The sequence below is a fragment of the Solihabitans fulvus genome, assembly GCF_008386585.1.
In the GTDB taxonomy this organism is placed as follows: domain Bacteria; phylum Actinomycetota; class Actinomycetes; order Mycobacteriales; family Pseudonocardiaceae; genus Solihabitans; species Solihabitans fulvus.
In genome coordinates this window covers 39,447-63,796 of sequence record NZ_VUOB01000022.1, presented here as the reverse complement: position 1 = coordinate 63,796, position 24,350 = coordinate 39,447, and the positions used below count along the sequence as shown (strand labels likewise).

The following is a 24,350-nucleotide window of genomic DNA, read 5'->3' as shown; positions in this document are numbered from 1 at the left end:
CCCACCGCCACGGAGGCGGACACTGGGGTCACGCAGCGCAACTCGGGCCTGACCGTGAGAGGGGAGCCGATGGACTCGGAAGTGGAGTTCCGGGTGCTCGGCGAACTCGCCGTTCTGGTCGGCGGCCACCCGGTCGTGGTGCGCGCGGGACGGCAGCGTGCGTTGCTCGCGGCCCTGCTGTTGCGCGCCGGCGTCGTGGTGTCCGTCGACGAGCTCGCCGAGCGGCTGTGGGGCGACGAGCCGCCCGCGCGGACCAGGGCGACCCTCCAGACCTATGTCATGCGACTGCGCCGGACCCTCGGGACTACGAAGGCGATCCGCACGGTTCCGGACGGTTACGTGATTGAAGTCTCTCCGAGGTCGCTGGACCTGCTGCGCTTCGACCGACTGCTCGCCTCCGGCGAACGCGAGCTGGCCGCAGGCGCGCTAACCGCAGCCGCCACCTCGTTCGCCGGGGCGCTGGCGCAGTGGCGCGGACCCGCGCTGGCCGACGTGCCGTCGGAGTCGCTGCACCGCGACGAGGTGCCGAGGCTGACCGAGCGCAGGCTGCACGCCCTTGAACGCCGCGTCGAGGCCGACCTCGCGCTCGGCCGGCACGCCGAACTCGTGCCGGAACTGCGCGAGCTGACCGGCGAACACCCGCTGCGGGAACGGTTCTGGGCGCACCTGATGCTCGCGCTGTACCGCTGCGGCAGGCCAGCCGACGCGCTGACGGCCTACCACCGGGTCGACGAGCTGCTGGGCGAGCTCGGCATCGACCCCGGCGAGCGGCTGCGCGAGCTGTACCAGCGAATCCGCGCGGGCGACGGGAAACTGGCCGCCGCGCGCGACCGGGACGACTGGGTGGTGCCCTCGCAGCTGCCCGCCGACATCGCGGACTTCGTCGGCAGGGCCGAGACGGTCGCGGGGCTCGGCGGGCTGCTGCGCGCTGGCGACACACCCGTGGTGGCCGTCACCGGGCCGCCCGGCGTCGGCAAGACCGCGCTCGCCGTGCACGCCGCGCACCGCCTGCGCGCCAGCTATCCCGACGGCCAGCTCTACGTGAACCTCCGCGGCTACGCGCCGGGACCGCCGCTGAGCGCGGTCGACGCGCTGTCCCGGTTCCTGCGCGCGCTGGGCATCGCGCCGGAGGCCGTGCCGCTCGACCAGCGCGGGCAGGAGGAGCTGTACCGCTCGACCCTGCGCGGCCGCCGCGTGCTCGTGGTGCTGGACAACGCCGCGACCGCAGAACAACTCCGCCCGCTGCTGCCCGGCCGCTCCGGCTGCGCGGTGCTGGTGACTAGCAGGGACACGCTGCGGGACCTCGGCGCCGGGCAGGTCCGCCTCGCCATGCTGACCGGCGAGGAGTCGCGGGAGCTGCTCGCCGGCATGCTCGGCGACGCCCAGGTCGGCGCGGAGCCCTCGGCGACCGACGAGCTGGCCGGGCTGTGCGCGCACCTGCCGCTGGCGTTGCGGATCGCGGCGGCGAACCTCGCCAGCAGGCCCGGCACGTCCGTGGCCAGGTACGTGCGGGAGCTGCGGGTCGGCAACCGGCTGGCCGCGCTCACCGTGGACGGCGACGCGCTCGCCGCGGTGCGGGCCGCGTTCGACCTCTCCTACGCGGCCCTGCCCGCCGCGCCCGCGCGGCTGTTCCGGCTGCTCAGCCTGGTGCCCGGCCCCGAGGTGACCGCCGAGGCCGCCGCGGCCCTCGGCGCGCTGCCGACCGCCGAGGCCGCGCGGCTGCTCGACCGGCTCGCCGCCGCGAACCTGGTGGACCACCACGCCGACGGCCGCTACCAGCTGCACGACCTGCTGCGCGAGTACGCGGCGGAACGGTCCGCCGCCGAGGAGCCGGGCGCTGGCCAGGAGCTGGCCCTCACCCGCCTGCTGGAATGGTACCTGCGCAGCGTGGACAACGCGGTCGGGGCGATGAGCAGCTCGCTGCTGCGGCTGCCCAGAGGGCCGGAGCGGGCCGAGGTCACGCCGATGACGCAGGCCACCGGCGTCGCGGCGGTGGCCTGGCTGGACGCCGAGCGCGCGAACCTGGTCGCCGCCGTCCTGCACGCGGCCGAGCGCGGGCCACGGCGCTACGCCTGGCACCTGGCCGACGCGCTGCGCGGCTACTTCTACGCGCAGGGGCTCCAGGTGGAGTGGCTGGCCGCGGCCGAGGCTGGGCTGCACGCGGCGCGGCAGGCCGGCAGCGGGCAGGGCGAGGGGGCGATGTGGAGCGCGCTTGGCACCCTGTACTGGGTGCTCGGCAGGCGGCGGTCGGCGATCGCGCACTACCAGCGGGCCGTGCCGTTGCAGCGCGAGGCGGGCGACGAGGAGGCGGTGGCGGCGTCGCTGTCCAACATCGGCAGCGTGCACATCGACCTCGGCGAGCTGGAGCAGGCGGTGGAACGGCTGGAGCTGTCGCTGGAGATCACCAGGCGGATCGACGCGCCGGAGCGGGCCGCGATCGCGCTGTTCAACCTCGGCGGGGTGTACCTCCAGCTCGGCCAGCTCGGCAGGGCGGTGCGGTGTTTCACCGACTCGCTCGCGGCCGGCACGCGGCTGGGTTCCGCGCTGAGCCAGGCCAACTGCGAGCGGGCGCTCGGCGAGGCCTACGCCGAGCTCGGCGAGCTGACCAGGGCCGAGCAGCACCACCGAAGGGCGCTCGCGCTGTACCGGTTGGCCGGCGCGCGCACGTTCGAGCACACCGTGCACGAGGGGCTGGCGATCGTGCACGCGGCGTTCGGGCGGTACGAGGAGGCGATCGCGGAGGCGGACGAGGCGCTGCGGCTGACGCTCGCCGTGGACGACCCCAAGGCGGAGTGCGACGCGCGCAACGAGCTCGGCGCGGCGCTGTGCGCGGCGGGGCGGCCGGCCGATGCGGCGGGCCACCACGAGACCGCGCTGCGGATCGCGGAGCGGACGAGCTATCCGTGGGGCGTGTGCGTGTCGCTGCGCGGCCTCGCCGCGGTGTGGCGGGCGCAGGGCCGGGTGGCCGAGGCGGTGCGGACGGCGGAGCGGGCGCTGGCCGAGGTGCGCGGGTCGGGACTGCGGCTGGCGGAGGCCGGGGCGCTGGTGACGCTCGGGCAGGCGCAGCTGGACGCGGGGAACCTGGCGGAGGCGGCGCGCTGCGGGGACGAGGGCGTGCGGCTGGCGGAAGCCACCGGGCAGCGGGTGACCAGGGCGCTGGCGCTGCGGCTGGCCGGGGCGGCCAGGGTGGCGGCGGGTGACGACGCCCCGGGTCGGGCACGGTTGGCCGCGGCGGCGGAATGCCTTGCCGGGCTTGGGGTCTCGGGCTGACGGCGGCTGTTCTGATCCAACTAGGGGCTTGCCACCCGCAGTCCCGCCGCCGCGCGCGTGCCGTCCACCGCGAACCAACCCCGCTCGAACGCCTGCCACCGACGCAACTGCTCCCGGCTGGACTCGCCGTCCCTGGCCACCGCGCGCTCGAGCCGCATTTCCTCGGCCAGCTCCACCCACACCGCGAGGCTCAGTGACGGCCGCGCCGAACGCCGCGCCGAGGACACGCCCTCGACCACCAGCACGTCCGGCACGGGCACCTCGCGCCACTCGCCGAGCCGGGGCACGCTACCGTCCCAGGTCGTCCGCCGGTACCGGCCGGGCGAGCCGCGCCGCAGCGGATCGAGCACGCCGTCCACCAGCCTCGGCCACCATGACACCGGGTCGTCCCAGGTGGCGAAGTCGTCGGTGGGCACCGATTCGACCGCGACACCCCGCTCGCGCAGGGCCGCCCCGACCGCGCGGGCCACGGTCGACTTGCCCGCCCCGGACGGCCCGTCCACCGCCAACACCCGCACCCCGCCAAGCCGGGCAGGCGCGGCCAAAACCGCCGCCGCCACAGACACAGCGGAAAGAACTGAGACGGCAGGACGGCGCCCGCCGGCTCGCGGGACGCCGCCCTGACCGGCCTCGGTCACATCGCGCGGCGGCCGGACAGCGCCCGGCCGAGGGTGAGCTCGTCGGCGAACTCCAGGTCGCCGCCCATCGGCAGGCCGGAGGCCAGCCGGGTCACGGTCAGCCCTGGGAAGTCGCGCAGCATCCGCACCAGGTACGTCGCGGTGGCCTCGCCCTCGGTGTTCGGGTCGGTGGCGATGATGATCTCGGAGATCTCCGCCCCGCCGTCGGCCGCGCCGAGCCTGGCCAGCAGTTGCCGGATCCGCAGCTGGTCGGGACCGACCCCGGACAACGGGTCGAGCGCCCCGCCGAGCACGTGGTAGCGGCCCTTGAACTCCCTGGTCCGCTCGACGGCGACCACGTCCTTGGGCTCCTCGACCACGCACACCACGGTCGAGTCGCGCCGCGCGTCGCGGCAGATCCGGCACTGCGTCTCCTCGGAGACGTTGCCGCACACCTCACAGAAGACGACGCCCTCCTTCACCCGTTGCAGCGCGTCCTGCAACCGGGCGATGTCGGCGGGCTCCGCCGCGAGCAGGTGGAACGCGATGCGCTGGGCGCTCTTCGGCCCGACCCCAGGCAGCCGCCCCAGCTCGTCGATCAGGTCCTGTACCGGGCCCTCGTACACCCCGTCCGTCCGTTACTAGAAGCCGGGCAGACCGAGGCTGCCCAGGTCGCCGAGCCCGCTCATGCCGCTGCTGAGCGGTCCCATCTTCTCGGCGGCGAGTTCCTGCGCGGCCCGGTTGGCGTCGCGAACGGCCGCCACCACCAGGTCGGCAAGAGTCTCGGTGTCCTCGGGGTCGACCGCCTTGGGGTCGATCTCCAGGCCCTTGAGCTCGCCGCTGCCGGTGACGGTGGCGGTCACCAGGCCGCCGCCGGCGGTTCCGGTCACCTCCGCGTCGGCGAGTTCCTGCTGCGCGGCGACGAGCTGCTGCTGCATCTGCTGCGCCTGCTGGAGGATTTGCTGCATCTGACCGGGTTGCACCACGGTTCCTCTCGTCGGTCCTGCCACCAACTCTGGCGTACTGCCAGGGTAACCGTGCCGACTCTGGCACCGTAGGCGACGTGCAGCGATCCCCTCTGGTCGCGGTGGCCACCCTCGCCACCGCCTGCCTGCTCCTGTCCGGTTGCAGCCGACCGACGGCGGCAGGCCAGCCGCAGCCGGCCAGCGCGGGCGCGACCTCGTCCTCGGCCCCGTCGTCGGCGACCAGCCCGGCCCCGAGCAGCCCCGCCGCCGGCAGCCCGGCGCCGAGCAACCCAGCGCCGAGCAGCCCGGCCGCCCCCGGCACGTCGGCACCGAAGCAGCTGGCCGCCAAGCCGGGGCAGGTGGTCGTGCTCGATCCTGGCCACAACGGCGGCAACGCCGCGAACCCCACCGCGATCAACCGGCAGGTGCCGGCCGGGCGCGGGCAGACCAAGGAGTGCGACACCACCGGGACCGCGACCAACGCCGGCTACTCGGAGCACGCCTTCACCTGGGACGTCAGCCTCCGGGTCCGCACCGCGCTGACGGCCAAGGGCTACCAGGTGGTGCTGACCCGACAGGACGACACCAGCGTCGGACCGTGCGTCGACGAGCGGGCCGGGATCGGCAACCGGGCCAACGCGGCGGCCGTGGTGTCCATCCACGCGGACGGCTCGCTCACCTCGGGCGCGCACGGCTTCCACGTCGCCTACCCGAATCCGCCGGTCAACGCGGCGCAGGGCGCGCCGACGACGAGGCTGGCGAACACCCTGCGCGACGCCATGGTGGCCGCCGGGTTCCCCACCGCGAACTACATCGGCTCGAACGGCCTCGACGGGCGCGCGGACCTCGCCGGGCTGAACCTGTCCGAGCAGCCGAAGGTGTTGGTGGAGTGCGGAAACATGCGCGACTCCGCCGAGGCCAGCACCCTCAGCAGCGCCGAGGGGCGCCAGCGCTACGCGGACGCGATCGCCTCGGCGATCGCGTCCTACCTGGGATAATGATCAGCATGGGGACGGATATCGAACAACTGATGGAACGGCGCACCTGGCGCGCCTTCGACGTGGACGACGCGGGGCGGGTGCTGGCCGGCTGGGACGAGACGGGCTCGGTCCAGCTCGTCGAGCTCGGCCAGGACGGCACGGTGACCAGGCTGACTGACCTGCCCGGCAAGTGCTCCGGCCACTACCTGCCCGGCGAGCGGGCCGTGCTGGTGGCGCACGACGACGGCGGCAACGAGCGAACGCAGCTCTCGCTGCTGCGGCTCGACCCGCTGCCCGAGCGCCCCGCGACGCTGGCCGATCTCGAACCGCTGGTGCACGACCCGAACTTCATCCACAGCCCGATCCAGGTGCTGCCGGACCGCGTGGTGTACCTGACGAACCGCCGCAACCGCGTCGACTTCGACGTCGTGGTCCGCGAGGTGTCCACTGGTGTCGAGCGGGTGCTCTTCGCGCGCGGCGGCATGGTGATGGACGGCACGCTGTCCCAGGACGGCGAACGGCTCGCGATCCGGATGCCGGCCGTGCCGCCGCACTCCGACCAGGTGCTGGTGGTCGCGGACGGGGACGTCCGCGAGCTGACCGACGAGAACCAGCACGCCAAGAACACGCACCCGAACTGGCTGCCCGACGGCTCGCTGGTGGTCACCAGCAACCGGGGACGGGACCTGACCGGCATCGCCAGGCACCACGAGGGCGAGTGGTCCTGGCTGGTCACCGACGACGAGTTCGACCTGATCGGCTACCCGTCGCCGGACGGCAGGCTGCTGTTGGTGCTGGCCAACGACGACGGGGCCGCGCGGCTCGCGCTGCACGACGCGACGACGGGCGCGCGGCTGCGGTCGGTGCCGCTGCCGGAGGACGGCTGGGTGCGCTATCCGCTGCCGGAACCGGTGTGGTCGCCGGACTCCCGGTTCGCGGTGCTGACGTTCAGCGGGCCGACCACCCCCGGCGACGTGCTGCTGGTCGAGGCCGACACGGGCGCGACGCGCGCGCTGACCGACTCGTCCGCCGCGTTCGCCGACGCGCTGGTCACCCCGAGCCACCACCGGGTGCCGACCCCGGATGGCGAACTGGTGCCCTGCCTCGTCTACCGGCCAACGTCCACAGTGGACGGTGTCGCTGGCTCGGCCGTGCTGGTGTTGCACGGCGGCCCGGAAAGCCAGTCCACGCTGATGTTCAACGCGATCGTGCAGGGGTTGGTGGCGGCCGGGCACGCCGTGCTGGTGCCCAACGTGCGCGGCTCGACGGGCTACGGCAAGCGCTGGTACTCGGCCGACGACGTGCGCCGCAGGCTGGACGCGGTCGCCGACCTCGCCGCGCTGCACGACTGGCTGCCCTCGCTCGGCCTCGACCCGAGCAGGGCCGCGCTGTGGGGCGGGTCCTACGGCGGCTACCTCGTGCTCGCCGGGCTCGCGTTCCAGCCGGAGCGCTGGGCGGCCGGGGTGGACATCGTGGGGATCTCCTCGCTGGTCAGCTTCCTGGAGAACACCTCGCCGTACCGGCGCGCGATCCGCGAGCGCGAGTACGGCTCGCTGGAGCGCGACCGCGAGTTCCTGCACAGCGCCTCGCCGCTGAACCGGGTCGACCAGATCCGCGCGCCGCTGTTCGTGATCCACGGCGCGAACGACTCGCGGGTGCCGCTCAGCGAGGCCGAGCAGGTGGCCGAGGCGCTGCACGAGCACGGCGTCGAGTGCGAGCTGCTGGTGTACGGCGACGAGGGCCACGGCCTGGCCAAGCGGACCAACCGCCTGGACGCCTACCCCAAGGCGGCGGCCTTCGTGGCCAGGGTCCTGACCCGCTGATCCACCCGCGGTGTGTCCGCGCCGGCACGACGCAGGCGCGGACTCATCGCGGGCTCAGGACTTCAACGGCTTGGCACCCAACTCGTCAGCCAGCAGTTGCAGCGCGATCTCCTCAGGATCAAGGCGCTTACCGTCGGTGCCCGGCTCCTGCGGACGGGCCGCCTCAGCAAGCAACTCCGCACCGGCCCAGGCACACCATGGGCTCAGGACTTCAGCGGCTTGGCACCCAACTCGTCAGCGAGCAGTTGAAGCGCGATCTCCTCGGGATCAAGACGCTTACCGTCGGTGCCCGGCTCCTGCGGGCGAGCCGCCTCAGCAAGCAGCTCCTCGCCGGCCCAGGCACACCGTGGCCTCAGGACTTCAACGGCTTGGCACCCAACTCATCGGCCAGCAGCTGGAGCGCGATCTCCTCGGGATCAAGACGCTTGCCATCGGTACCCGGCTCCTGCGGGCGAGCCGCCTCAGCAAGCAGCTCCGCACCGGCCCAGGCACACCGTGGCCTCAGGACTTCAACGGCTTGGCACCCAACTCATCGGCCAGCAGCTGGAGCGCGATCTCCTCAGGGTCAAGACGCTTGCCATCGGTACCCGGCTCCTGCGGACGGGCCGCCTCGGCAAGCAGCTCCTCCTCGTCCTCCGGCTCCGGCGGCGGCGGCTCGTCGAGCTCCGGCGGCTCGGGCGGCAGCGGCGTGGTGTCGCGCGAGGGCACCATCCTGCGCTGCGGCGGCTGCTCGCCGTCCTCGCGCGGCGCGCCCTGGCTCGGCCTGGTCGGCGCCGGCCTGGCCGGCTTGGCCGCGGCGGGCGCAGCGGCCACCGCGCCGGGCTCGCCGTGCACGCAGCGGACCTGCCACTGGCCGCCGAGCACCGAGGTCAGCGCCTGCGCGATGGCGTCGGAGTTGCGCGGCTCGGCCAGCCTGCGGGCCAGCGGGGCCGAGGTGTGCGAGACCACCACGGTGTTGCCGGCGACCTCCTGCACGGTGGCGTTGCTCAACATCGCCTCGGTGCTGCGGCTGGCGGCCCGCACGGCGGCGAGCAGCTGCGGCCACACCCGGCGGACGGCCACCGCGTCCAGCGCCCCGGACACGGGCACGTCCGCGTCGGGGACCTGCACGACCTCCGGCGCAACCGCTTGCGGCACCGCCTGAGCAGGCGCTTCCTGTGCCGGTGCTGCCTGCGCGGGCTCGGTCGGCGCGGGTGCTGCCGGCGCCGACTGAACGGAAGCGGCCGGCGCGGCCTGAACCGGCTGCTGGACCGGCGCGGCCTGCGGCGCGGGCGCCTGGGCGGCCGGCGCGGCTTCGGGCTCGGCGGGGCGTTCCTGCCGCGCGGGCTGGGCGGGCTCGGGTCGCCTTGCTGGCTCGGCGGCCGCGGCCGGTTCGGCGGGCCGCTGCGAGGGCCGCTGGAACGCCGGGGCCCTGCCGGCGTCCTCCGCCGCTCCCCCGCGCGCCGGCGCCTGACCGGCGGCCGGTGCCGCGGCGAGTGCGCCGGGCGCGAGCGTGGCGCGCGTCTCCAGCGCCTCCAGCCGTTGCAGCATCGCGGACTCGCCGTCGGCGACCGACGGCAGCAGCATCCGCGAGCAGACCAGCTCCAACAGCAGCCGCGCGGCCGTCGCCCCGCGCATCTCGGTGAGGCCGGCGTGCACGGTCTCGGCGTAGCGGGTCAGCGTGCCCGCCCGCATGCGGTCGGCCTGGCTGATCATCGTGGCCAGCTCGTCCTCCGGCGCGGCGACGAGCCCCTTCGTTGCGGCATCCGGGACCGCCTTCAGCAGGACCAGGTCGCGCAGCCGGTCGAGGAGGTCGGCGGCGAACCTTCGCGGGTCGTGGCCCGCCTCGACCAGGCTGTTGACCGTGCCGAACACGGCTGGGCCGTCGTCGGCGATCAGCCCCTCGACCATCTGGTCGATCAACGCGACGTCGGTGACCCCGAGCAGCGCCACCGCGCGGTCGTAGGTGACGCCTTCCGGTCCCGCGCCGGCCAGCAGCTGGTCGAGCACCGACTGGGTGTCTCGCGCCGAACCGCCGCCCGCCTTGATGACCAGCGGAAACACCGGCGCGGCCACGGTGACGCCCTCGGCGGCGCAGTTGCGTTCGAGCAGCGCCCGCATCGCGCCGGGCGGGATCAGCCGGAACGGGTAGTGGTGCGTACGCGAGCGGATCGTCGGCAGCACCTTGTCCGGCTCGGTGGTGGCGAAGACGAAGATCAGGTGCTCCGGCGGCTCCTCCACGATCTTCAGCAGGGCGTTGAAGCCCTGCGTGGTGACCATGTGCGCCTCGTCGATGATGAAGATCCGGTAGCGCGACTCGGCCGGCGCGTAGAACGCCTTGTCCCGCAGCTCACGGGTGTCGTCGACGCCACCGTGGCTGGCCGCGTCCAGCTCGATCACGTCGACGTTGCCGGTGCCGTTGGGGGCCAGCGCCACGCACGAGTTGCACACGCCGCACGGGTCCGGCGTCGGCCCCTGCACGCAGTTCAGCGAGCGGGCCAGGATCCGGGCGCTGGAGGTCTTGCCGCAGCCCCGGGGGCCGGAGAACAGGTAGGCGTGGTTGACGCGCTTGGCCGCGAGGGCGATCCGCAGCGGGTCGGTGACGTGCTCCTGACCCACCACCTCGGCGAAGGTGGCCGGACGGTACTTGCGATAAAGGGCGAGCGCCACGCCGTAGACAGTACCGGGGGCCCCAGACATAAAAAGGGGACCCCACGCACCTGTCAGAGCCCGCTTATCCTTGCTGCCTTCCGGCCCTGGGGAGATTCACGAGATGGACACCGCGTGGGGTCCGGCTCAAGTGTAGCGAAGCCTCGGCGGGGGCTCACGCCCGACCGGGGGACACCCCTCGATCACTACCTGCTGTCACGTTGATCTGACTGTGTGAGGTCACCCCACGGTGCGGCGAACCTGCTTTCCGAGCCGGCCGGGGCGATCAACGCTGAAGCGGCCGAACTTCCGTCATCCCAACAAGGAGGCAGTGCAGCGTGTTCGCCAACGTGAGACGACAGACCCCGAAGCGCCTGCTGGTCATGGTGCTGACCGCCCTCGCCGCGCTGGCCGTGTGCGGGGCGCCGGCCGCCCAGGCCGCGCCGCCCAGGCCGCCGGGATCGCACGGCCTGCCGCCGATCGGCGCGGAGATCCCGATGTCCATGCTCGCGATGAACGTCCCACTCCAGATCAGGACCGCGCTGGTCACGGTGGACTTCCGGGGCGGCATCAAGGTGCGAGTCGACGTCAACCCGGACGACCCGTACAACAGCGTGCGGCTGCGGGTGGTCGGCTTCAAGATGAGCGCGGAACTGCCCCAACGTGCCGGCGGCGGCTCCATCACCCTCGAGCAGAACGACGTCGACGCCGACCCGAAGAGCGTGCTCAGGCTGACGCAGCACTTCCCACCGAAGTACGAGCAGCTCATGGTGCTGAGCTTCACCATGGTCATCGAACAGCCGGAACGGGCGGAGCCGCTGATCCTGACCACCAAGGACCCTGCCAAGCTCATCGGCCAGCTCACCCAGTTCCCGCCGAAGGGCGATCTGTACCGGTTGCAGAACCCGGTCGACCTGATCGACCTGGAGAACCCCGACACCACGGTCGCCACCATCCACAAGTTCCCGGTGAAGGTCGGCGGCCTCTGAGCCGACCGGCCACGACGTCGCTCGGCCATCCGAGGGAACGGGGTGGCCGGGCGACGCTCGTCACCTCCGGCGCGCGACCGCGAGGCTGATGGCCCCAATGACGAGCCCGCCGGTCAGCGCGGCCCCGTGGATGTCGGTGCGGGCCAACAGGAACACCGCGCACAGCGGCGCGAGGACGGTCGCGATGCGGATCGCGAGTGTGGTGTTCCTCGCCCGCAGCACGTTGAAGCCCGCGACGCACACCGCGCAGCCGATCGGGACGGCCAGCGCGTTGTGGAAGGTGGACAGCACCTCGACGACCGCGTAGAGCGAGACGAGCAGCGCGGCGGTCTGGGTCAGCTGGTCGGGGGCGCCCCGACGGGTGAGCAGGCAGACGATCACCACACCGGCGAGGCCGTTCACCGCGACCGAGTTGCCGCCGCCGACCGGCTGCCAGCCGAGGGCGCCGGCGGACTCGCCGACCAGCCCGCCGCCGAAGTAGCCGACGAGCCAGCGCGGCCGGCTGACCAGCTGCTCGGCGATCGCCCCGATCAGCAGCAGCGTCGCCAGGTTGAAGACGGTGCCGGCGACGCCGCCGTCCTGCACGAACATGGACGTGACCGGTCGCCACCACTGCCCCGCCGAGATCCGGTCGGCGTCGCGTTGCAGCGAGGTCAGCATGCCGGTGACGAAGAACTGCGCGACGGACGTCGTGGCCGTGACGGCGAACACCACCACGGCCACGACCGGAAACCGGCGCAGCAGGCTGACCTTGTTGTTCATGGGCAGAGTCTCGCCCGGGAGCGCGCCGCCGCGAAATGCCGATTGCGCTGGGTTCCGCCGTGACATTCGTCCTGGTCACGCGAGGTGTGGACGTGGCGGCCTTCGCCGGATCCTGCCGGTGGCCGACGCGCGCGCACCCGCCGCTACCAGCCGTTTTGGCTGGTCAACCACCGCTCGGGTAGGCTTCCCCACGGAGGATTCGCATAGTGGCCTAGTGCGCACGACTGGAAATCGTGTTGGGATAAAACCCTCGGGGGTTCAAATCCCCCATCCTCCGCTCGCGAGACGACGAAGGCCCGGAAGCCATGGCTTCCGGGCCTTCGTCGTTTCCGGCGGTCGACGCCGCCGGACGCTGGAAACTCCCGAGAACAACCGCGCCCCCGCTCCGCTGTTCGAACGGAACGGGGGCGCGGCCGCGATCAGCCTCGGAGTTGGGCGGTGACCCACTCCTCGAGGCCTTCGGCGGTGATCGGCAGGGCGTCGGAGATGACCTCCGCGCCGGACTCGGTCACCACCAGGTCGTCCTCGATCCGCACGCCGATGCCTCGCAGCTCGGGCGGCACGGTGAGGTCGTTGGGGTGGAAGTACAGGCCGGGCTCGACGGTCAGCGCCATGCCGACCTCCAGCTTGCCCTCGTGGTACTTCTCGGCGCTGGACCGCGCGCAGTCGTGCACGTCAAGCCCGAGGAAGTGGCCGATCCCGCAGCAGATGTACCTGCGGTGGTGCTGGCCGTCCGGGTCGAGCGCCTTGTCGACGGACGTCGGCAGCAGGCCCCAGTCGTGCAGGCCCTCCGCGAGCACCCGCATCGCGGTGTGGTGGAACGCCTTGTACTCCGCCCCCGGCTTCACCTCGTCCATCGCGGCGAGGTGCGCGGCAAGCACCAGGTCGTACACCTGCCGCTGCGGCGTGCTGAACGTCCCCGACGCGGGGAAGGTGCGCGTCACGTCCGCCGTGTACAGCGTGTTCAGCTCGACACCGGCGTCGAGCAGCACGACGCCGTCCTCCGGCACGGATCCGTCGCAGCGCACCCAGTGCAGCACCGGCGCGTGGTGGCCCGCGGCCACGATGGAGGCGTAGCCCGGCGCGTTGCCGCTGGTGCGGGCACGCCGGTCGAAGGTGCCCTGGAGCCACCGCTCGCCGCCGCCCCTGATCGCCGTCGGCAGCTCGCGGGCCACCTCGGCGAAGCCGAGCACGGTCGCGTCGACCGCGGCCCGCAGCTGGCCGACCTCCCAGTCGTCCTTGATCCTGCGCAGCTCGGCGAGGGTGCGCCGGAGCTCGCGGTCGTCGCCGCCGAGCAGCGCGTCGAGCAGCGGCTCGACGCCCGTGGTCGCCAACGCGGTCGGGTACTGGCCGCGCAGCGCCGCCGGCAGCTCGACCAGCGAGCGGCAGGTCAGCCCGAGCGCCTCGGTCCACTCCGGCAGGCCGGCCATCGGGCCGTTCCACAGCTCGCCGTCGCGGGCGTTGGCGAAGAAGTCCGCCTCGGCGGGGCCCGCGGGCTCGCGCAGGTACAGCACGGCGTCGTGGCCGCCGCCCACCGGCTGCATGACCAGCACGGCGCCCTCGGCGGCGCAGCCGGTCAGCCAGGAGAAGTCGCTGTCCGGGCGGAACGCGTAGTCGGTGTCGTTGGCCCTGACCGGGGCCCTGCCTGCGGCGACCGCGATGCGCTGGCCGGGGAACTCGGCGGAGAGCCGGTCCCGGTGCGCGGCGGCGGCCGCCGCGGCGCCGTCGGTGAGGGTCACCGCGCGCGCCGGCGGACCCCAGTCGTGCCGGACGAAGTCGCGGAACCCCGTCGCGTCGCTGAGCCTGCTCGGATCGCGCCGTGCCGGACGGTCGCTGCTCATCGCGTTCCCTCCACATCCCTGTGCCAGGGCCGGGGTCGCCGGCCGCTTCCGCAATACACCATCACGTGCGCCACCGGGCAAATCCCGGGGCCGCGCGGTCACGCACCGACTTGGACCGTGCGCGGCGAGGTGTAGAACCGCACCGCCGCCTTGCCCTGCTCCCGGCCGCCGTAGCCGGACTCCTTCTCACCGCCGAAGGGGAGGTGGAAGTCCACGCCGGTGGTGGGCGCGTTGACCTTCACCATGCCGGACTGGCAGCCGTCCACATAGGACAGCACGCGGTCGAGATCGTTGCTGTACAAGGAGGTGACCAGGCCGTAGCCGGTGGCGTTGGCCAGCGCGAGCGCGGCAGCCGCGTCGGGCACGCCGGTGATCGCGCAGATCGGGCCGAACACCTCCTCCCGGTTGAGCCGGGCCGTCGCGTCGAGCCCGGCGACGAGCACCGGGCGGACGAACCAGCCGTCGGCGTCCCCGTCCGGGCCGCCCGTCAGCAGCTTGCCGCCGGCCCGCTCGGCCTCGGCGGCCGCGTCCAGCACCCGCTGCTTGGCCGCCGCGTTGATCACCGGGCCGACCGCGACACTAGGTTCCGCTGGGTCGCCGTAGCCGAGCGCGTCGATCCGCGCACGCAGCGCCTCGGCGAACGGAGCCGGGTCGCCGACCACCACGATCCGCTTGGTCGCCGTGCACTTCTGGCCGGCGAAACCCATTGCGGCATAGGCGACTCCGGTGGCCGCGACATCGACGTCCGCGTCGGGCAGCACGATCGAGGCGGACAGTCCGCCCATCTCGCACTGGGCCGGGATGCCCCGCCGGGCCGCGGCGACCGCGACCTGGCGGCCGACCGCGCCGGAACCGGTGAACGACACCAGGTCGACCGCGTCGACCAGGGCCTCGCCCGCCTCGGCCGCGCCGGGCAGCACCGTGCACAGGCCGTCGGGCAGGTGCGGCGAGAACAGCTCGGCCAGCCGCAGCGCGCAGGCGGTGGCGTCCGGCGCTGGCTTGATGATCACCGCGTTGCCGTAGGCGAGCGCGGGCGCGGCCTTCCACACCGGGATGGCCAGCGGGAAGTTCCACGGGGTGATCAGCCCGGCCACCCCGCGCGGGCGGTGCACGGTGAACGCGAGCCCGCTCGCCGCGGGGTAGGTCTCGCCGACGGGGTCGTAGGCCTGCTGCGCGTAGTAGCGCAGGATCGCGACGGCCCTGGCCACCTCGCCGGCGGCCTCGCCAGCCGGCTTGCCGACCTCGCGGACCGCCAGTTCGGCGAGTTCGGCCGCATTGCCGGCCATCGCGTCGGCCATCGCGTTGAGCGCCCCAGCCCGGACGGCGGGGCCGGCCGATGCCCAGTCCCGCTGGGCGGTGCGGGCCAGCGCCACGGCCGAGGCGACCTCGGCCGCGCCGGCCGCCGGGACGTCGAGCAGCACGTCGGCAGGCCGCTGCGGCGACGTCGAAACCACGCGGGTCACAGGATGAATCCCTTCGGGAACGGGTCGGTCGGGTCGAGCAGGTACTGCGCCATGCCGGTGATCCAGGCCCGCCCGGTCACCGTCGGCACCACCGCGTCGAGGCCGCCGACGGTGGTGCGGTCCACCAGCCGGCCGGTGAACCTCGTGCCGAGCAGCGACTCGTTCACGAAGTCCTCGCCGATGCCGAGTTCGCCGCGCGCGTGCAGCTGCGCCATCCGCGCGGACGTGCCGGTGCCGCACGGTGAACGGTCGAACCAGCCGGGGTGGATGGCCATCGCGTTGCGCGCGTGGCTGCCGTCCGTGCCCGGCGCGACGAGCTGCACGTGCTTGCACTCGTTGATGTTCGGGTCGGTCGGGTGCAGCGGCCTGCGCTGCTCGTTGATCGCGTCCATAATGGACAGACCGGCGGTCATCATCCGGTCCTTCTCCGCCTTGTCAAAGGGGATGCCGAGTTCGGCGAGCGGCAGGATCGCGTAGAAGTTGCCGCCGTAGGCCAGGTCGTAGCGCACCTCGCCGAGGCCGGGCACCTTGACCACGGCGTCCAGCTCGGCCGAGAAGGACGGCACGTTCTCGATCGTCACCGACTCGGCGCGGCCGTCGCGCACCGCGACCTCGGCGATGACCAGCCCGGCCGGGGTGTCCAGCCGCACCCTGGTGACCGGCTCGGTCACCTCGACCATGCCGGTCTCCACCAGCACGGTCGCCACGCCGATCGTCCCGTGCCCGCACATCGGCAGGCAGCCGGAGACCTCGATGTAGAGCACGCCCCAGTCGGCGTCGGGGCGGGTCGGCGGCTGGAGGATGGCACCGCTCATCGCGGAGTGCCCGCGCGGCTCGTTCACCAGGAACTCGCGGATGTGGTCCAGGTTCTCGACGAAGTAGGTGCGGCGCTCGGCCATCGTCGCGCCGGGGATCACCCCGACGCCACCGGTGATCACCCTGGTCGGCATGCCCTCCGTGTGCGAGTCGACCGCGCTGTAGTACCTGGTGGCCCGCATGTCAGGCGGCCACCGGGTTCGCGCGCAGGTAGTCGATGGCCAGGCCCATGTCCGCGTGCAGGGAGGCGCGCATCGGCTCGGTCAGCGGGCCGCGCGGCGGGCGGCACCGACCGCCGAAGCGGCCGACCATGTCCATGCCGTACTTGATGGCCTGCACGAACTCCGGCCGCGAGTCCCAGCGGAACGCCGGCACCAGCGCCTCGTAGAGCGGGCGCGCCTCGGCCAGCCTGCCCTGCTGCGCCAGCTCGAACAGGCGCGCGGACTCGGCGGGGAACACGTTGGGGAAGCCAGCGAACCAGCCGGTGGCGCCGACCAGCATCGACTCCAGCGCCACGTCGTCGGCGCCGGCGACCACGGCGACGTCCGGGATCAGCTCGCGGATCTCCAGCACCCGCCGCACGTCCCCGGAGAACTCCTTGATCGCGACGACGTTGTCCAGCGCGGCGATCTCCGCGAGCATGTCCGGCTTCAGGTCGATCTTGGTGTCGATCGGGTTGTTGTAGACCATCACCGGCAGGCCGACGCTGGCCACCTGCTCGAAGTGGTGCACGATGTCGGCGAGGTTGCCCCGGTACATGGTGGGCGGCAGGCAGAGCACGCCGTCCGCGCCGTCCTCGGCGGCGGCCTCGGTCCAGGCCCGCGCCTGGTGCGCGCCGACGCCATGCACGCCGACCACCACGACGCCCTTGTCGCCGACCGCCTCGATGGCGGTGCGGGCCACGGACCTGCGCTCGTCGTCGCTGAGCGAGGAGTACTCGCCGAGCGAGCCGTTCGGGCCGACGCCACGGCAGCCGTTGTCGACCAGCCACCGGCAGTGCTCGGCGAAGCGGTCCAGGTCGACTCGCAGCCCGGCGGGCGCGGAGGCGTCCTCGGCGTAGGGCAGCGCGGCGGCGACGATAAGACCGTCGAGCTTGTCCTGGGTCATGACGTGTCCCTTTCGTTGGGGTGAACCGGGGTTGTGGCGAGTTCGCCGAGCCGCACCGGGGCGGCGATCGGGCGCCGGGCGAGGCCGGCCGGGTCGAGGCCGCCGACGAGGTCGGCCGCGTTGCGGCCGCAGGTCCGGCCCTGGCACGCGCCGAGGCCGACGCGGCTGACCAGCTTGAGCGAGCGGACGCCGATGGCGTCGCGGTCCCGCACCGCGCGGCACAGCGCGCCGTAGTCGACCTCCTCGCAGCGGCAGATCAGGGTGTCCTCGGCCAGCCAGCTCTGCCAGCCGGCGCGGACGGGATGAGCACGGTCGAGCGCGGCGGCGAACCGCCGGCCCGCGCGGACCGCAGCGATCGCGCGGCGCGGGGTTTCCCCTTGCCCGCCAAGGAGTCTCGCGGCGGCGAGCCCGGCGAGCACACCCTCGGCCTCGGACAGGTCGGCGCCGCCGATGCCGGTGATCTCGCCGGCCGCGAACACCCCTGCCACCGAGGTCGCCTGGGCCTCGTTCACCTCGACGAACTCGCCGGCCAGCCGGCAACCGGCGGCCACCGCGAGCTCCAGTTGCGGGGTGAAGCCGAAGCCGACGCACACCGCGTCCACCGGCACCCGCCGCTCGCTGCCGGGCCGCACCCGCCAGTCGGCGGTCAGGCGCGCGGTGGTGACCTCGGTGACCCGGTCCGTGCCATGCGCGGCGATCACGGTGGTGCGCGGTCGGAAGGGCACCCGGTGCCTGGCCAGCATGGTGACGTAGCGGGCCAGCTCGGCGGCCTTGGCGCGGCCGGCGAGCAGCGCCAAGGGGTCGCGCAGCCAGCCGCCGACGGGGATGTTGGCCTCAAGGACGCCGAGCACCCGCGCGCCGACGCCGATCAGCGATTCGGCGACGGGCAGCAGGAACGGCCCGGTGCCGGCCAGCAGCACCCGACTGCCGACCGCGACCTTCTGCCCCTTGGCCAGCGCCTGGGCCGCGCCCGCGGTGAACACGCCTGGCAGGTCCCAGCCGGGGAACGGCAGGGCGCGGTCGTAGGCGCCGGTGGCCAGCACCAGCGCGGCGGTGTCGAGGACGGTGGCCTGGCGGCCCGGCGCGTCGGCCGGCCCGGTGCGCAGGTGCAGGCGGTGGCCGCCCGGCACGGGCTCCAGTGCCCACACGGTCGTCGCGGCCAGGTGCCGCACGCCGGGAATCGGCGGGATCTCGTTGCCGCCCAACGACTCCGGCGCGCGCCTGTGGTACTGACCGCCGAGGCCCTGCGCGCTGTCCACCAGCACCACCTCGACACCAGTCGCCGCGGCGGCCCTCGCGGCTGCCATGCCGGCCGGGCCGGCGCCGACCACGACGACGCGGTTCACGAGGCGCTCCCCGGCAGCTCGGCCCCGAGCTGGGTGCGGATCTCGTCGCCGTCGGCCACGACCCGTTGGCAGGCGCGGACGTCCGGCACGCCGTTGACCACGACGAGACAGTCGAAGCAGACGCCGATGCCGCAGAACACCCCGCGCGGCCGATCGCCGTTCCTGGTGGTACGCCAGGAAACGCGGCCGCCGGCGAGCAGCACGCCGGCCACGGTCTGACCCGGCAGTGCCGATTTCTCCTGCCCGTCAACGCGAACTCTCACAGCAGCACCCCCAGACGATCGACACCGCGGCGACACACGCCGGCACCGCACGACAGCCCGCCACACGGCGACCCGGCCCCCGCCCACGGGCACCGCTCCGCACCGACACGGCCCCTCACAGCAGCACCCCCGGACGGTCGACGCGGAACGGCTCGGCGTCCACGTGGGTGGGCCGGCCGGTGACCAGCTCGGCGATCAGCCGGCCGGTGGCCGCTGCCAGCCCGATGCCGGCGCCCTCGTGCCCGGTCGCGTGCCACAGGCCGGGCAGCCTCGGGTCGGCACCGATCACCGGCAGGTGGTCCGGCGCGTAGGGGCGGAAACCGCCGTAGGCGCGTAGCACCGGCACGCCGGCGAGCACCGGGAACAGCGCGACGGCCTTGCGGGCCAGCTCGCGCAGCACCTCAACGCGCATCGTCTCGTCGAGGCCGACCAGCTGCCGGCTCGACCCGATCAGCACCGTGCCCGCGCCGGTCGACTCGATCACGGTCGACGTCTGGACGCCGGCCTCCCCGCTGGTCACCGCGCCCACGTAGTCGGCGTCGTAGACCTTGTGCCACACCGTCTTCGGCAGCGGACCGGTCACCAGCACCATGCCGCGCCGGGGCAGCACCGCGATCGGCGCGCCTGCCGCCTCCGCGAACGCGCCGGCCCACGGCCCGCAGGCGTTGACCACCGCGCCGCACGGCAGCACACCCTCGCTGGTGCGCACCCCGCTGACCGCGCCGTTCGCGCCCCGCTCAACGCCGAGCGCCGCGACACCAGCACGCACCTGGCCGCCCCGGTGGCGCACGGCGGCGAGCAGCGTCGTGGCCGCCAGCACCGGCTGGAGCTGGGCGTCCTCCGGGTAGTGCACTGCGGTGACGACGCGCGGGGTGAGGTGCGGTTCGAGCTCGGCGGCCTCGGCCGGGGTGACCTGCCGCGCGTCCACCCCGACCGCGCGCTGCGCGGCGGCGAACTCGGCGAGCGGCGCGGCGGACTCGGCCGAGGTCGCGACCACCACGCCACCCTTGGGTTCCCACTCGACGTCGGCGAGCGCGGGGCCCAGCTCCTCGCGCAGCTCGGCGAGCAGCTCGGGCCAGCGCGACCGGGAGGCCCGCGCGAGCTCCAGCTCTGCGCCGGGTCCCTTGTCGGAGACCAGGATGTTGCCCTCGCCGGCCGCGGTGGTGCCAGACGCCGGCGCGCCCCGGTCGAGCACGGTGACCGTGCTGCCGGCGGCGCTCAGCGCCTCGGCGCAGGCGGCACCCACCACGCCTGCCCCGACAACCACCACATCCGAGTACGCCACGCTGACCACCATCGTTCTATGTATTGAACGATTGCGAGAGTATGGCGGGCCGTCGCGCGGGTCAAGCCCTCAGGGTCGACCGACCGGGTGAGCGCAGGATCCGCCGTGTGCCGGAGGGCCGGCGTCCGCCGGGTACTGGAGCAGCAGCACCGAGACGACCGGGCCATCCACGGTCTCGTAGATGTGCGGCGACTGCGCGGGGAAACACACGTAGTCGCCGGGCCCGAGCTCGTATGGCGACTCGGGCGGACCCACCCTGAGCACGCCGGATGTCACCACGACGTGCTCGAGGCCGGGGTGCCCCTCCGACCGCTGCACCTCGCCTGGCCTGACCCGCTGGTCGTAGAGCTCGAACACCGTCTCGGTGACGTCCATCCGCCGCAGCATGCGCAGATCCACCGCGTTGCTGCTGAGCACCTCAAGGCCGTCGGACCGGACCAGCACCACGTCCGGGGTCGCCCGCGCGGTCAGCAGGGTGGACACCGGAACATCCAGAGCGTTCGACAAGCTGAACACCGTCTCGATGGTCGGATTGCCGGTGCCGGACTCCAACAGCGACAGCGTGCCCTTGGCGATGCCCGAGCGCCTGGCGAGCTCGGACAGCGAGAGGCCACCCTTCTCGCGCAGCGCGCGCAGGTTCGCCGCCAGCACCTGACCGGCCTGTTCCCGAGCCATCCCGGCCTCCTCGACCAGACGAACCAACGGTGCGCGAGGCTACTTCACCCCGGTCGGCGCGCGCGGGTCGTGGTCGCTTGCCTGGTCGGCGAACTCGGCGTTGATGTGCACCACGTCGTGGTCGAGCCTGGTCAGGTTGGATCTTCCCCACATCGGGTGAACGAGCGAAGACGGCCGAACGACACTCACCCGGACAAGCGTCGAGCCGGCCACCCTGAGGGTGGCCGGCTCGACGGCTGGCGGTAGCGGTGGGATTTGAACCCACGGAGGGGGTTGCCCTCACGCGCTTTCGAGGCGCGCTCCTTCGGCCGCTCGGACACGCTACCGCCGAGAACATTACCGGATCGGGGACCGTGCTCGGGCACCCACCCCACGGTCAGCCCGGATGGCCGGGTCGCACGGCCCGAACGCGCCGGGTTTCGAGGGTCGACGCGGTGTTCTCCGATAGCGCGGGACACGGCCTAACGCCACACCCGCATGCTTTCGGCCAGCCGGGTCCGCGCCCTGGACAGCCTGCCGCGCACGGCCTGCTCGCCGGTGCCGACCAGCTCGGCGATCTCCGCGTAGGACAGGCCGTCCACCTCGGCGAGCAGCCACACCGCGCGTTGCGCCGGCGGGAGCTGCCGCAGCGCCACCCGCAGCGCCCGCACGCCCGCGCCGGCCTCGGTCGCGCGCTGCGGGTCGGTCCACCCGTCCACCATGGACTTGCCGTCCACCCCGGACAGGTCGTCGGTCGGGTAGGTCCGGTGGTCCCTGCGTTTGCGGAGCACGCCGAGGCAGTGCCGGTGCGCGATGCGGAACAGCCAGGTCCGGACCGCGCCGGGATCGCTCAGCTCGGACATCCGCCGCCAAGCCGTGACGAAGACCTCCTGGGACGCGTCCTCGGCCTCGCCGTGGTCGCCGAGCATCCGCAGCGACATCCCGAACACCCGGTCCTGGTACCGCCGCAACAGCAGCTCGAACGCCGCGACGTCGCCGAGGGCTGTCCGCGCGGACAGCGCCGCGTCCTCGATCTCTGGTCCGGACAGCGACGTTCCTCCGGAACCGAGCACTACCCACCCCCTGCCACCACGAGAAGCCGCACGTCGGAGCAGCGTCATCGTGGCAGCGGGAACGACGGTCCGCTGGCGACGATCCCCCGTGCGGGTTACGTGTCGGTGGTGAACCTGTCCTGCACGTCCTCGGCCCCGTCCCGGTGATCGGCGAAGAACCCGTCCAACAGCGCGGCGCAGTCGGCCGCCAGGACGCCGCCGACCACCTCGGGACGATGGTTCAGCCGCCGGTCCCGCACCACGTCCCAGAGCGAGCCGACGGCCCCCGTCCTCGGCTCCCACGCGCCGAACACCACCCTGGCCACCCGCGCCAGCACCAGCGCGCCGGCGCACATCGTGCACGGCTCGACGGTCACCACCAGCGTGCAGCCGGTCAGCCGCCAGCCGTCGCGGTGCCTGGCCGCCGCGGCCCGCAGCGCCAGCACCTCGGCGTGCGCGGTCGGGTCGCCGAGCGCCTCCCTGGCGTTGTGCGCGCGGGCCAGCTCGACGCCGTCGGAGTCGAAGACCACCGCGCCGATCGGCACGTCACCGGACGCCTCGGCCAGCCGGGCCTCCGCGATGGCGGCCCTGACCAGCGTCTCGTCCGACCTCACGCCTGGATGCGGTCGAGCAGCTTGCTGAACTCGTCGCCGAACCCGCAGCGCTGCGCGATCATCTGGAGCTGCTCGTCGGGATACAGGTCGACCTCGTCGACGATCACCTGGAGCTCGTGCTGGGGCAGGCCGAGGTCCGTGAGCAGGCCGAGGTCGCCCTCCGGCCACAGCTCCTCGTCCTCCTCGTCCGGCGGGTCCACCCGCAACAGGTCGAGCACGTCGGCCGCGATGTCGTAGTCGAGCGCCGCGGCCGCGTCGGACAGCAGCAGGGACACCCCACCCGGCACCGGCCGCAGGACGATGAAGAACTCGTCGTCGACCGCCAGCATGCCGAAGACCGCGCCGGTCGACCGCAGCTGTCGCAGTTCGGTTATCGCCGCGTCGAGCTCGGCCAGGGCCGAGCTGTCCATCGTGCTGCACCGCCACCTGCCGTCCTCCCGGACGACGGCGACGGCGAAGCCCCCGACCGGCTCGTGCTCCGCCATGCACACACCGTAGGGGGCGGGGCATCACACTGGTAGCACCAACCCCCGGTTTCGCGTCACAGGACGACCCGTGGCACACGATCCGGGCGCCCGGGCAGATCCGGTGCCACTATCGATTGATGAACGCAACGGTGCCAAAGCCAGGTCCCCGTCCCGCCCCTCGACCCGAGACGGAGCCACTGTTCGCCGGGCTGGTTGAGGCCGCCAGAGCGTTGCAGCCACGCACGGTCGCGTTGCGCAGGCAGATCCACAAGCACCCCGAGCAGGGCCTCACCCTGCCGGCCACCCAGGCGGCGATCCTGCACGCGCTGGACGGCCTGCCGCTGCGGATCAGCACCGGCACGTCCACCAGCTCCGTGGTCGCCGTGCTCGAGGGCGCCAGGAAGGGCCCGACCGTGCTGCTGCGCGGCGACATGGACGCGCTGCCGCTCACCGAGGACACCGGGCTGGCCTACACCTCCGAGGTGCCCGGCACGATGCACGCCTGCGGCCACGACACGCACGTCGCGATGCTCGCCTCGGCCGCGAGGCTGCTGGCCACCAGGCGCGACGCGCTGGCCGGGCAGGTGGTCTTCATGTTCCAGCCGGGCGAGGAGGGCTACCACGGCGCGAAGCACATGATCGACGAGGGCGTGCTCGACGCGGCTGGCCCGAGGGCCGAGCGGGCGCTGGCGCTGCATATCACCTCGACGCTGCGCTCCGGGGTCATCCAGTGCCGGCCCGGCCCGGTGATGGCGTCCTCGGACGTGCTGCGGGTGATCGTGCGCGGCCACGGCGGGCACGGCGGCATCCCGCACGACGCGATCGACCCGGTGCCGGCCGCCGCCGCGATGGTCGGCGCGCTCCAGACGATGGTGGCCCGCAGGGTCAGCGTGCACGACCCCGCCGTGGTGACCATCGGGCACATCGCGGCGGGCACCACCAGCAACATCATCCCGGAGAAGGCGTTCCTCGAGGGCACCATCCGCGCCCTGTCCGAGGCGACGAGAACGTTGGTGCACAAGGAGATCAGGCAGGTCTGCGAGCACGTCGCCGCCGCGCACGGCTGCACCGCGAGCGTGGAGATCAAGCTCGGCTACCCGGTGACGGTCAACGACGCGAAGGTCGGCCCGCACGTCGTCGAGCTGAGTTCGGCGGTGCTTGGCCAACGCTTCGCCGAGCCGATGGCCGACCCGCTGATGGGCTCGGAGGACTTCTCCTACGTGACCGCGGAGGTGCCAGGGGCGCTGGCGTTCCTCGGCGCGTGCCCGCGTGGCATCGAGCTGCCCGACGCGGCCCCCAACCACTCGGCGAAGGTGCTGTTCGACGAGGCGGCCATGGAACACGGCGTGGTCGTCTACGCCGCGTTCGCGCTCGACGCGCTCCGGTGAGCAGGGGGTCCCACCTCGCG

Annotated in this window: 21 protein-coding genes, 2 tRNA genes and 1 other RNA gene; 6 read left to right on the top strand and 18 right to left on the bottom strand. The window is 73.4% G+C overall.

Translation table 11 applies throughout. The annotated features are described in order from the left end of the window. Window positions 1-69 precede the first annotated feature (69 nt). Entirely contained in the window at window positions 70-3,270 is a 3,201-nt protein-coding gene (locus F0L68_RS13020) for an AfsR/SARP family transcriptional regulator (protein ID WP_149849790.1), read from the top strand. Between the two features lie 20 nt (window positions 3,271-3,290). Here F0L68_RS13020 and F0L68_RS13015 read toward each other — a convergent pair whose 3' ends face one another. The 3 genes from F0L68_RS13015 to F0L68_RS13005 all read right to left on the bottom strand — a co-directional run bounded on the left by F0L68_RS13015 (window position 3,291) and on the right by F0L68_RS13005 (window position 4,870). Next, window positions 3,291-3,830 carry a uridine kinase family protein gene (locus F0L68_RS13015; protein WP_188316549.1) on the bottom strand — a complete coding sequence of 180 codons (540 nt, stop codon included), beginning with the start codon at window positions 3,828-3,830 and terminating at the stop codon, window positions 3,291-3,293. 74 nt (window positions 3,831-3,904) lie between these two features. Further along, complete coding sequence (recR, locus tag F0L68_RS13010; RefSeq protein ID WP_149849789.1) at window positions 3,905-4,513, bottom strand: recombination mediator RecR; 609 nt, start codon at window positions 4,511-4,513, stop codon at window positions 3,905-3,907. Between the two features lie 15 nt (window positions 4,514-4,528). Continuing rightward, complete coding sequence (locus tag F0L68_RS13005; protein ID WP_223198778.1) at window positions 4,529-4,870, bottom strand: YbaB/EbfC family nucleoid-associated protein; 342 nt, start codon at window positions 4,868-4,870, stop codon at window positions 4,529-4,531. 80 nt (window positions 4,871-4,950) lie between these two features. On the opposite strand from F0L68_RS13005, the gene F0L68_RS13000 reads away from it, so the two are divergent. Together F0L68_RS13000 and F0L68_RS12995 are read left to right on the top strand one after the other, a co-directional pair. Continuing rightward, window positions 4,951-5,850, top strand: a complete 900-nt coding sequence (locus F0L68_RS13000) for an N-acetylmuramoyl-L-alanine amidase (RefSeq protein ID WP_223198748.1) — start codon at window positions 4,951-4,953, stop codon at window positions 5,848-5,850. Between the two features lie 8 nt (window positions 5,851-5,858). After that, window positions 5,859-7,655: a S9 family peptidase gene (locus F0L68_RS12995; RefSeq protein WP_149849788.1), complete on the top strand. Its 1,797-nt coding sequence runs from the start codon at window positions 5,859-5,861 to the stop codon at window positions 7,653-7,655. A gap of 501 nt (window positions 7,656-8,156) precedes the next feature. Here F0L68_RS12995 and F0L68_RS12990 read toward each other — a convergent pair. Both F0L68_RS12990 and ffs read right to left on the bottom strand, forming a co-directional pair. Continuing rightward, complete coding sequence (locus F0L68_RS12990) at window positions 8,157-10,304, bottom strand: DNA polymerase III subunit gamma and tau (protein WP_223198747.1); 2,148 nt, start codon at window positions 10,302-10,304, stop codon at window positions 8,157-8,159. Between the two features lie 30 nt (window positions 10,305-10,334). Then, window positions 10,335-10,431, bottom strand: an RNA gene (gene ffs / locus F0L68_RS12985) — signal recognition particle sRNA small type. A gap of 190 nt (window positions 10,432-10,621) precedes the next feature. On the opposite strand from ffs, the gene F0L68_RS43500 reads away from it, so the two are divergent. Then, window positions 10,622-11,272 (top strand): hypothetical protein, encoded by a 651-nt coding sequence (locus F0L68_RS43500; protein WP_223198746.1) that lies wholly within the window; start codon window positions 10,622-10,624, stop codon window positions 11,270-11,272. A gap of 60 nt (window positions 11,273-11,332) precedes the next feature. Here the strand turns inward: F0L68_RS43500 and F0L68_RS12975 are convergent, their stop codons facing one another. After that, the gene (locus F0L68_RS12975; protein WP_188316548.1) at window positions 11,333-12,034 is read right to left on the bottom strand and encodes a rhomboid family intramembrane serine protease; all 702 of its coding nucleotides are present in this window, start codon (window positions 12,032-12,034) and stop codon (window positions 11,333-11,335) included. Window positions 12,035-12,226: 192 nt separating this feature from the next. Between F0L68_RS12975 and F0L68_RS12970 the strand changes: the two genes are divergently transcribed. Then, window positions 12,227-12,311: transfer RNA gene (locus F0L68_RS12970), tRNA-Ser, on the top strand. 142 nt (window positions 12,312-12,453) lie between these two features. On the opposite strand, the gene F0L68_RS12965 is transcribed toward F0L68_RS12970, so the two are convergent. The 12 genes from F0L68_RS12965 to F0L68_RS12910 form a co-directional block, all read right to left on the bottom strand. Continuing rightward, a complete protein-coding gene (locus tag F0L68_RS12965) occupies window positions 12,454-13,875 on the bottom strand; it encodes an aminopeptidase P family protein (protein WP_149849785.1) in 1,422 nt (473 codons plus the stop codon). 98 nt (window positions 13,876-13,973) lie between these two features. Continuing rightward, window positions 13,974-15,338: an aldehyde dehydrogenase family protein gene (locus F0L68_RS12960; RefSeq protein WP_149849784.1), complete on the bottom strand. Its 1,365-nt coding sequence runs from the start codon at window positions 15,336-15,338 to the stop codon at window positions 13,974-13,976. After that, window positions 15,335-16,336 (bottom strand): proline racemase family protein, encoded by a 1,002-nt coding sequence (locus F0L68_RS12955; protein ID WP_149849783.1) that lies wholly within the window; start codon window positions 16,334-16,336, stop codon window positions 15,335-15,337. Before F0L68_RS12955 ends, F0L68_RS12960 begins: the two co-directional genes overlap by 4 nt. 1 nt (window position 16,337) lies before the next feature. Continuing rightward, the gene (locus tag F0L68_RS12950) at window positions 16,338-17,261 is read right to left on the bottom strand and encodes a dihydrodipicolinate synthase family protein (protein ID WP_149849782.1); all 924 of its coding nucleotides are present in this window, start codon (window positions 17,259-17,261) and stop codon (window positions 16,338-16,340) included. After that, window positions 17,258-18,607 (bottom strand): NAD(P)/FAD-dependent oxidoreductase, encoded by a 1,350-nt coding sequence (locus F0L68_RS12945; RefSeq protein WP_149849781.1) that lies wholly within the window; start codon window positions 18,605-18,607, stop codon window positions 17,258-17,260. The genes F0L68_RS12950 and F0L68_RS12945 overlap by 4 nt, the downstream gene beginning before the upstream one ends. Continuing rightward, the gene (locus F0L68_RS12940) at window positions 18,604-18,870 is read right to left on the bottom strand and encodes a (2Fe-2S)-binding protein (RefSeq protein WP_149849780.1); all 267 of its coding nucleotides are present in this window, start codon (window positions 18,868-18,870) and stop codon (window positions 18,604-18,606) included. The genes F0L68_RS12945 and F0L68_RS12940 overlap by 4 nt, the downstream gene beginning before the upstream one ends. A gap of 115 nt (window positions 18,871-18,985) precedes the next feature. Beyond that, on the bottom strand, window positions 18,986-20,155 hold the full coding sequence (locus F0L68_RS12935) for an NAD(P)/FAD-dependent oxidoreductase (RefSeq protein WP_149849779.1): 1,170 nt from the start codon (window positions 20,153-20,155) through the stop codon (window positions 18,986-18,988). Window positions 20,156-20,224: 69 nt separating this feature from the next. After that, window positions 20,225-20,830 carry a helix-turn-helix domain-containing protein gene (locus F0L68_RS12930; protein WP_149849778.1) on the bottom strand — a complete coding sequence of 202 codons (606 nt, stop codon included), beginning with the start codon at window positions 20,828-20,830 and terminating at the stop codon, window positions 20,225-20,227. Window positions 20,831-21,067: 237 nt separating this feature from the next. Then, window positions 21,068-21,156, bottom strand: a tRNA-Ser gene (locus F0L68_RS12925). 135 nt (window positions 21,157-21,291) lie between these two features. Continuing rightward, window positions 21,292-21,882 carry an RNA polymerase sigma factor gene (locus tag F0L68_RS12920; RefSeq protein WP_223198745.1) on the bottom strand — a complete coding sequence of 197 codons (591 nt, stop codon included), beginning with the start codon at window positions 21,880-21,882 and terminating at the stop codon, window positions 21,292-21,294. A gap of 95 nt (window positions 21,883-21,977) precedes the next feature. Next, window positions 21,978-22,475, bottom strand: a complete 498-nt coding sequence (locus F0L68_RS12915) for a nucleoside deaminase (protein WP_149849776.1) — start codon at window positions 22,473-22,475, stop codon at window positions 21,978-21,980. Then, a complete protein-coding gene (locus tag F0L68_RS12910) occupies window positions 22,472-22,960 on the bottom strand; it encodes a tRNA adenosine deaminase-associated protein (RefSeq protein WP_149849775.1) in 489 nt (162 codons plus the stop codon). The genes F0L68_RS12915 and F0L68_RS12910 overlap by 4 nt, the downstream gene beginning before the upstream one ends. 119 nt (window positions 22,961-23,079) lie before the next feature. Here F0L68_RS12910 and F0L68_RS12905 point away from each other — a divergent pair, with 119 nt between their 5' ends. Then, on the top strand, window positions 23,080-24,330 hold the full coding sequence (locus F0L68_RS12905; RefSeq protein ID WP_149849774.1) for a M20 metallopeptidase family protein: 1,251 nt from the start codon (window positions 23,080-23,082) through the stop codon (window positions 24,328-24,330). The last annotated feature ends 20 nt before the right edge of the window (window positions 24,331-24,350 follow it).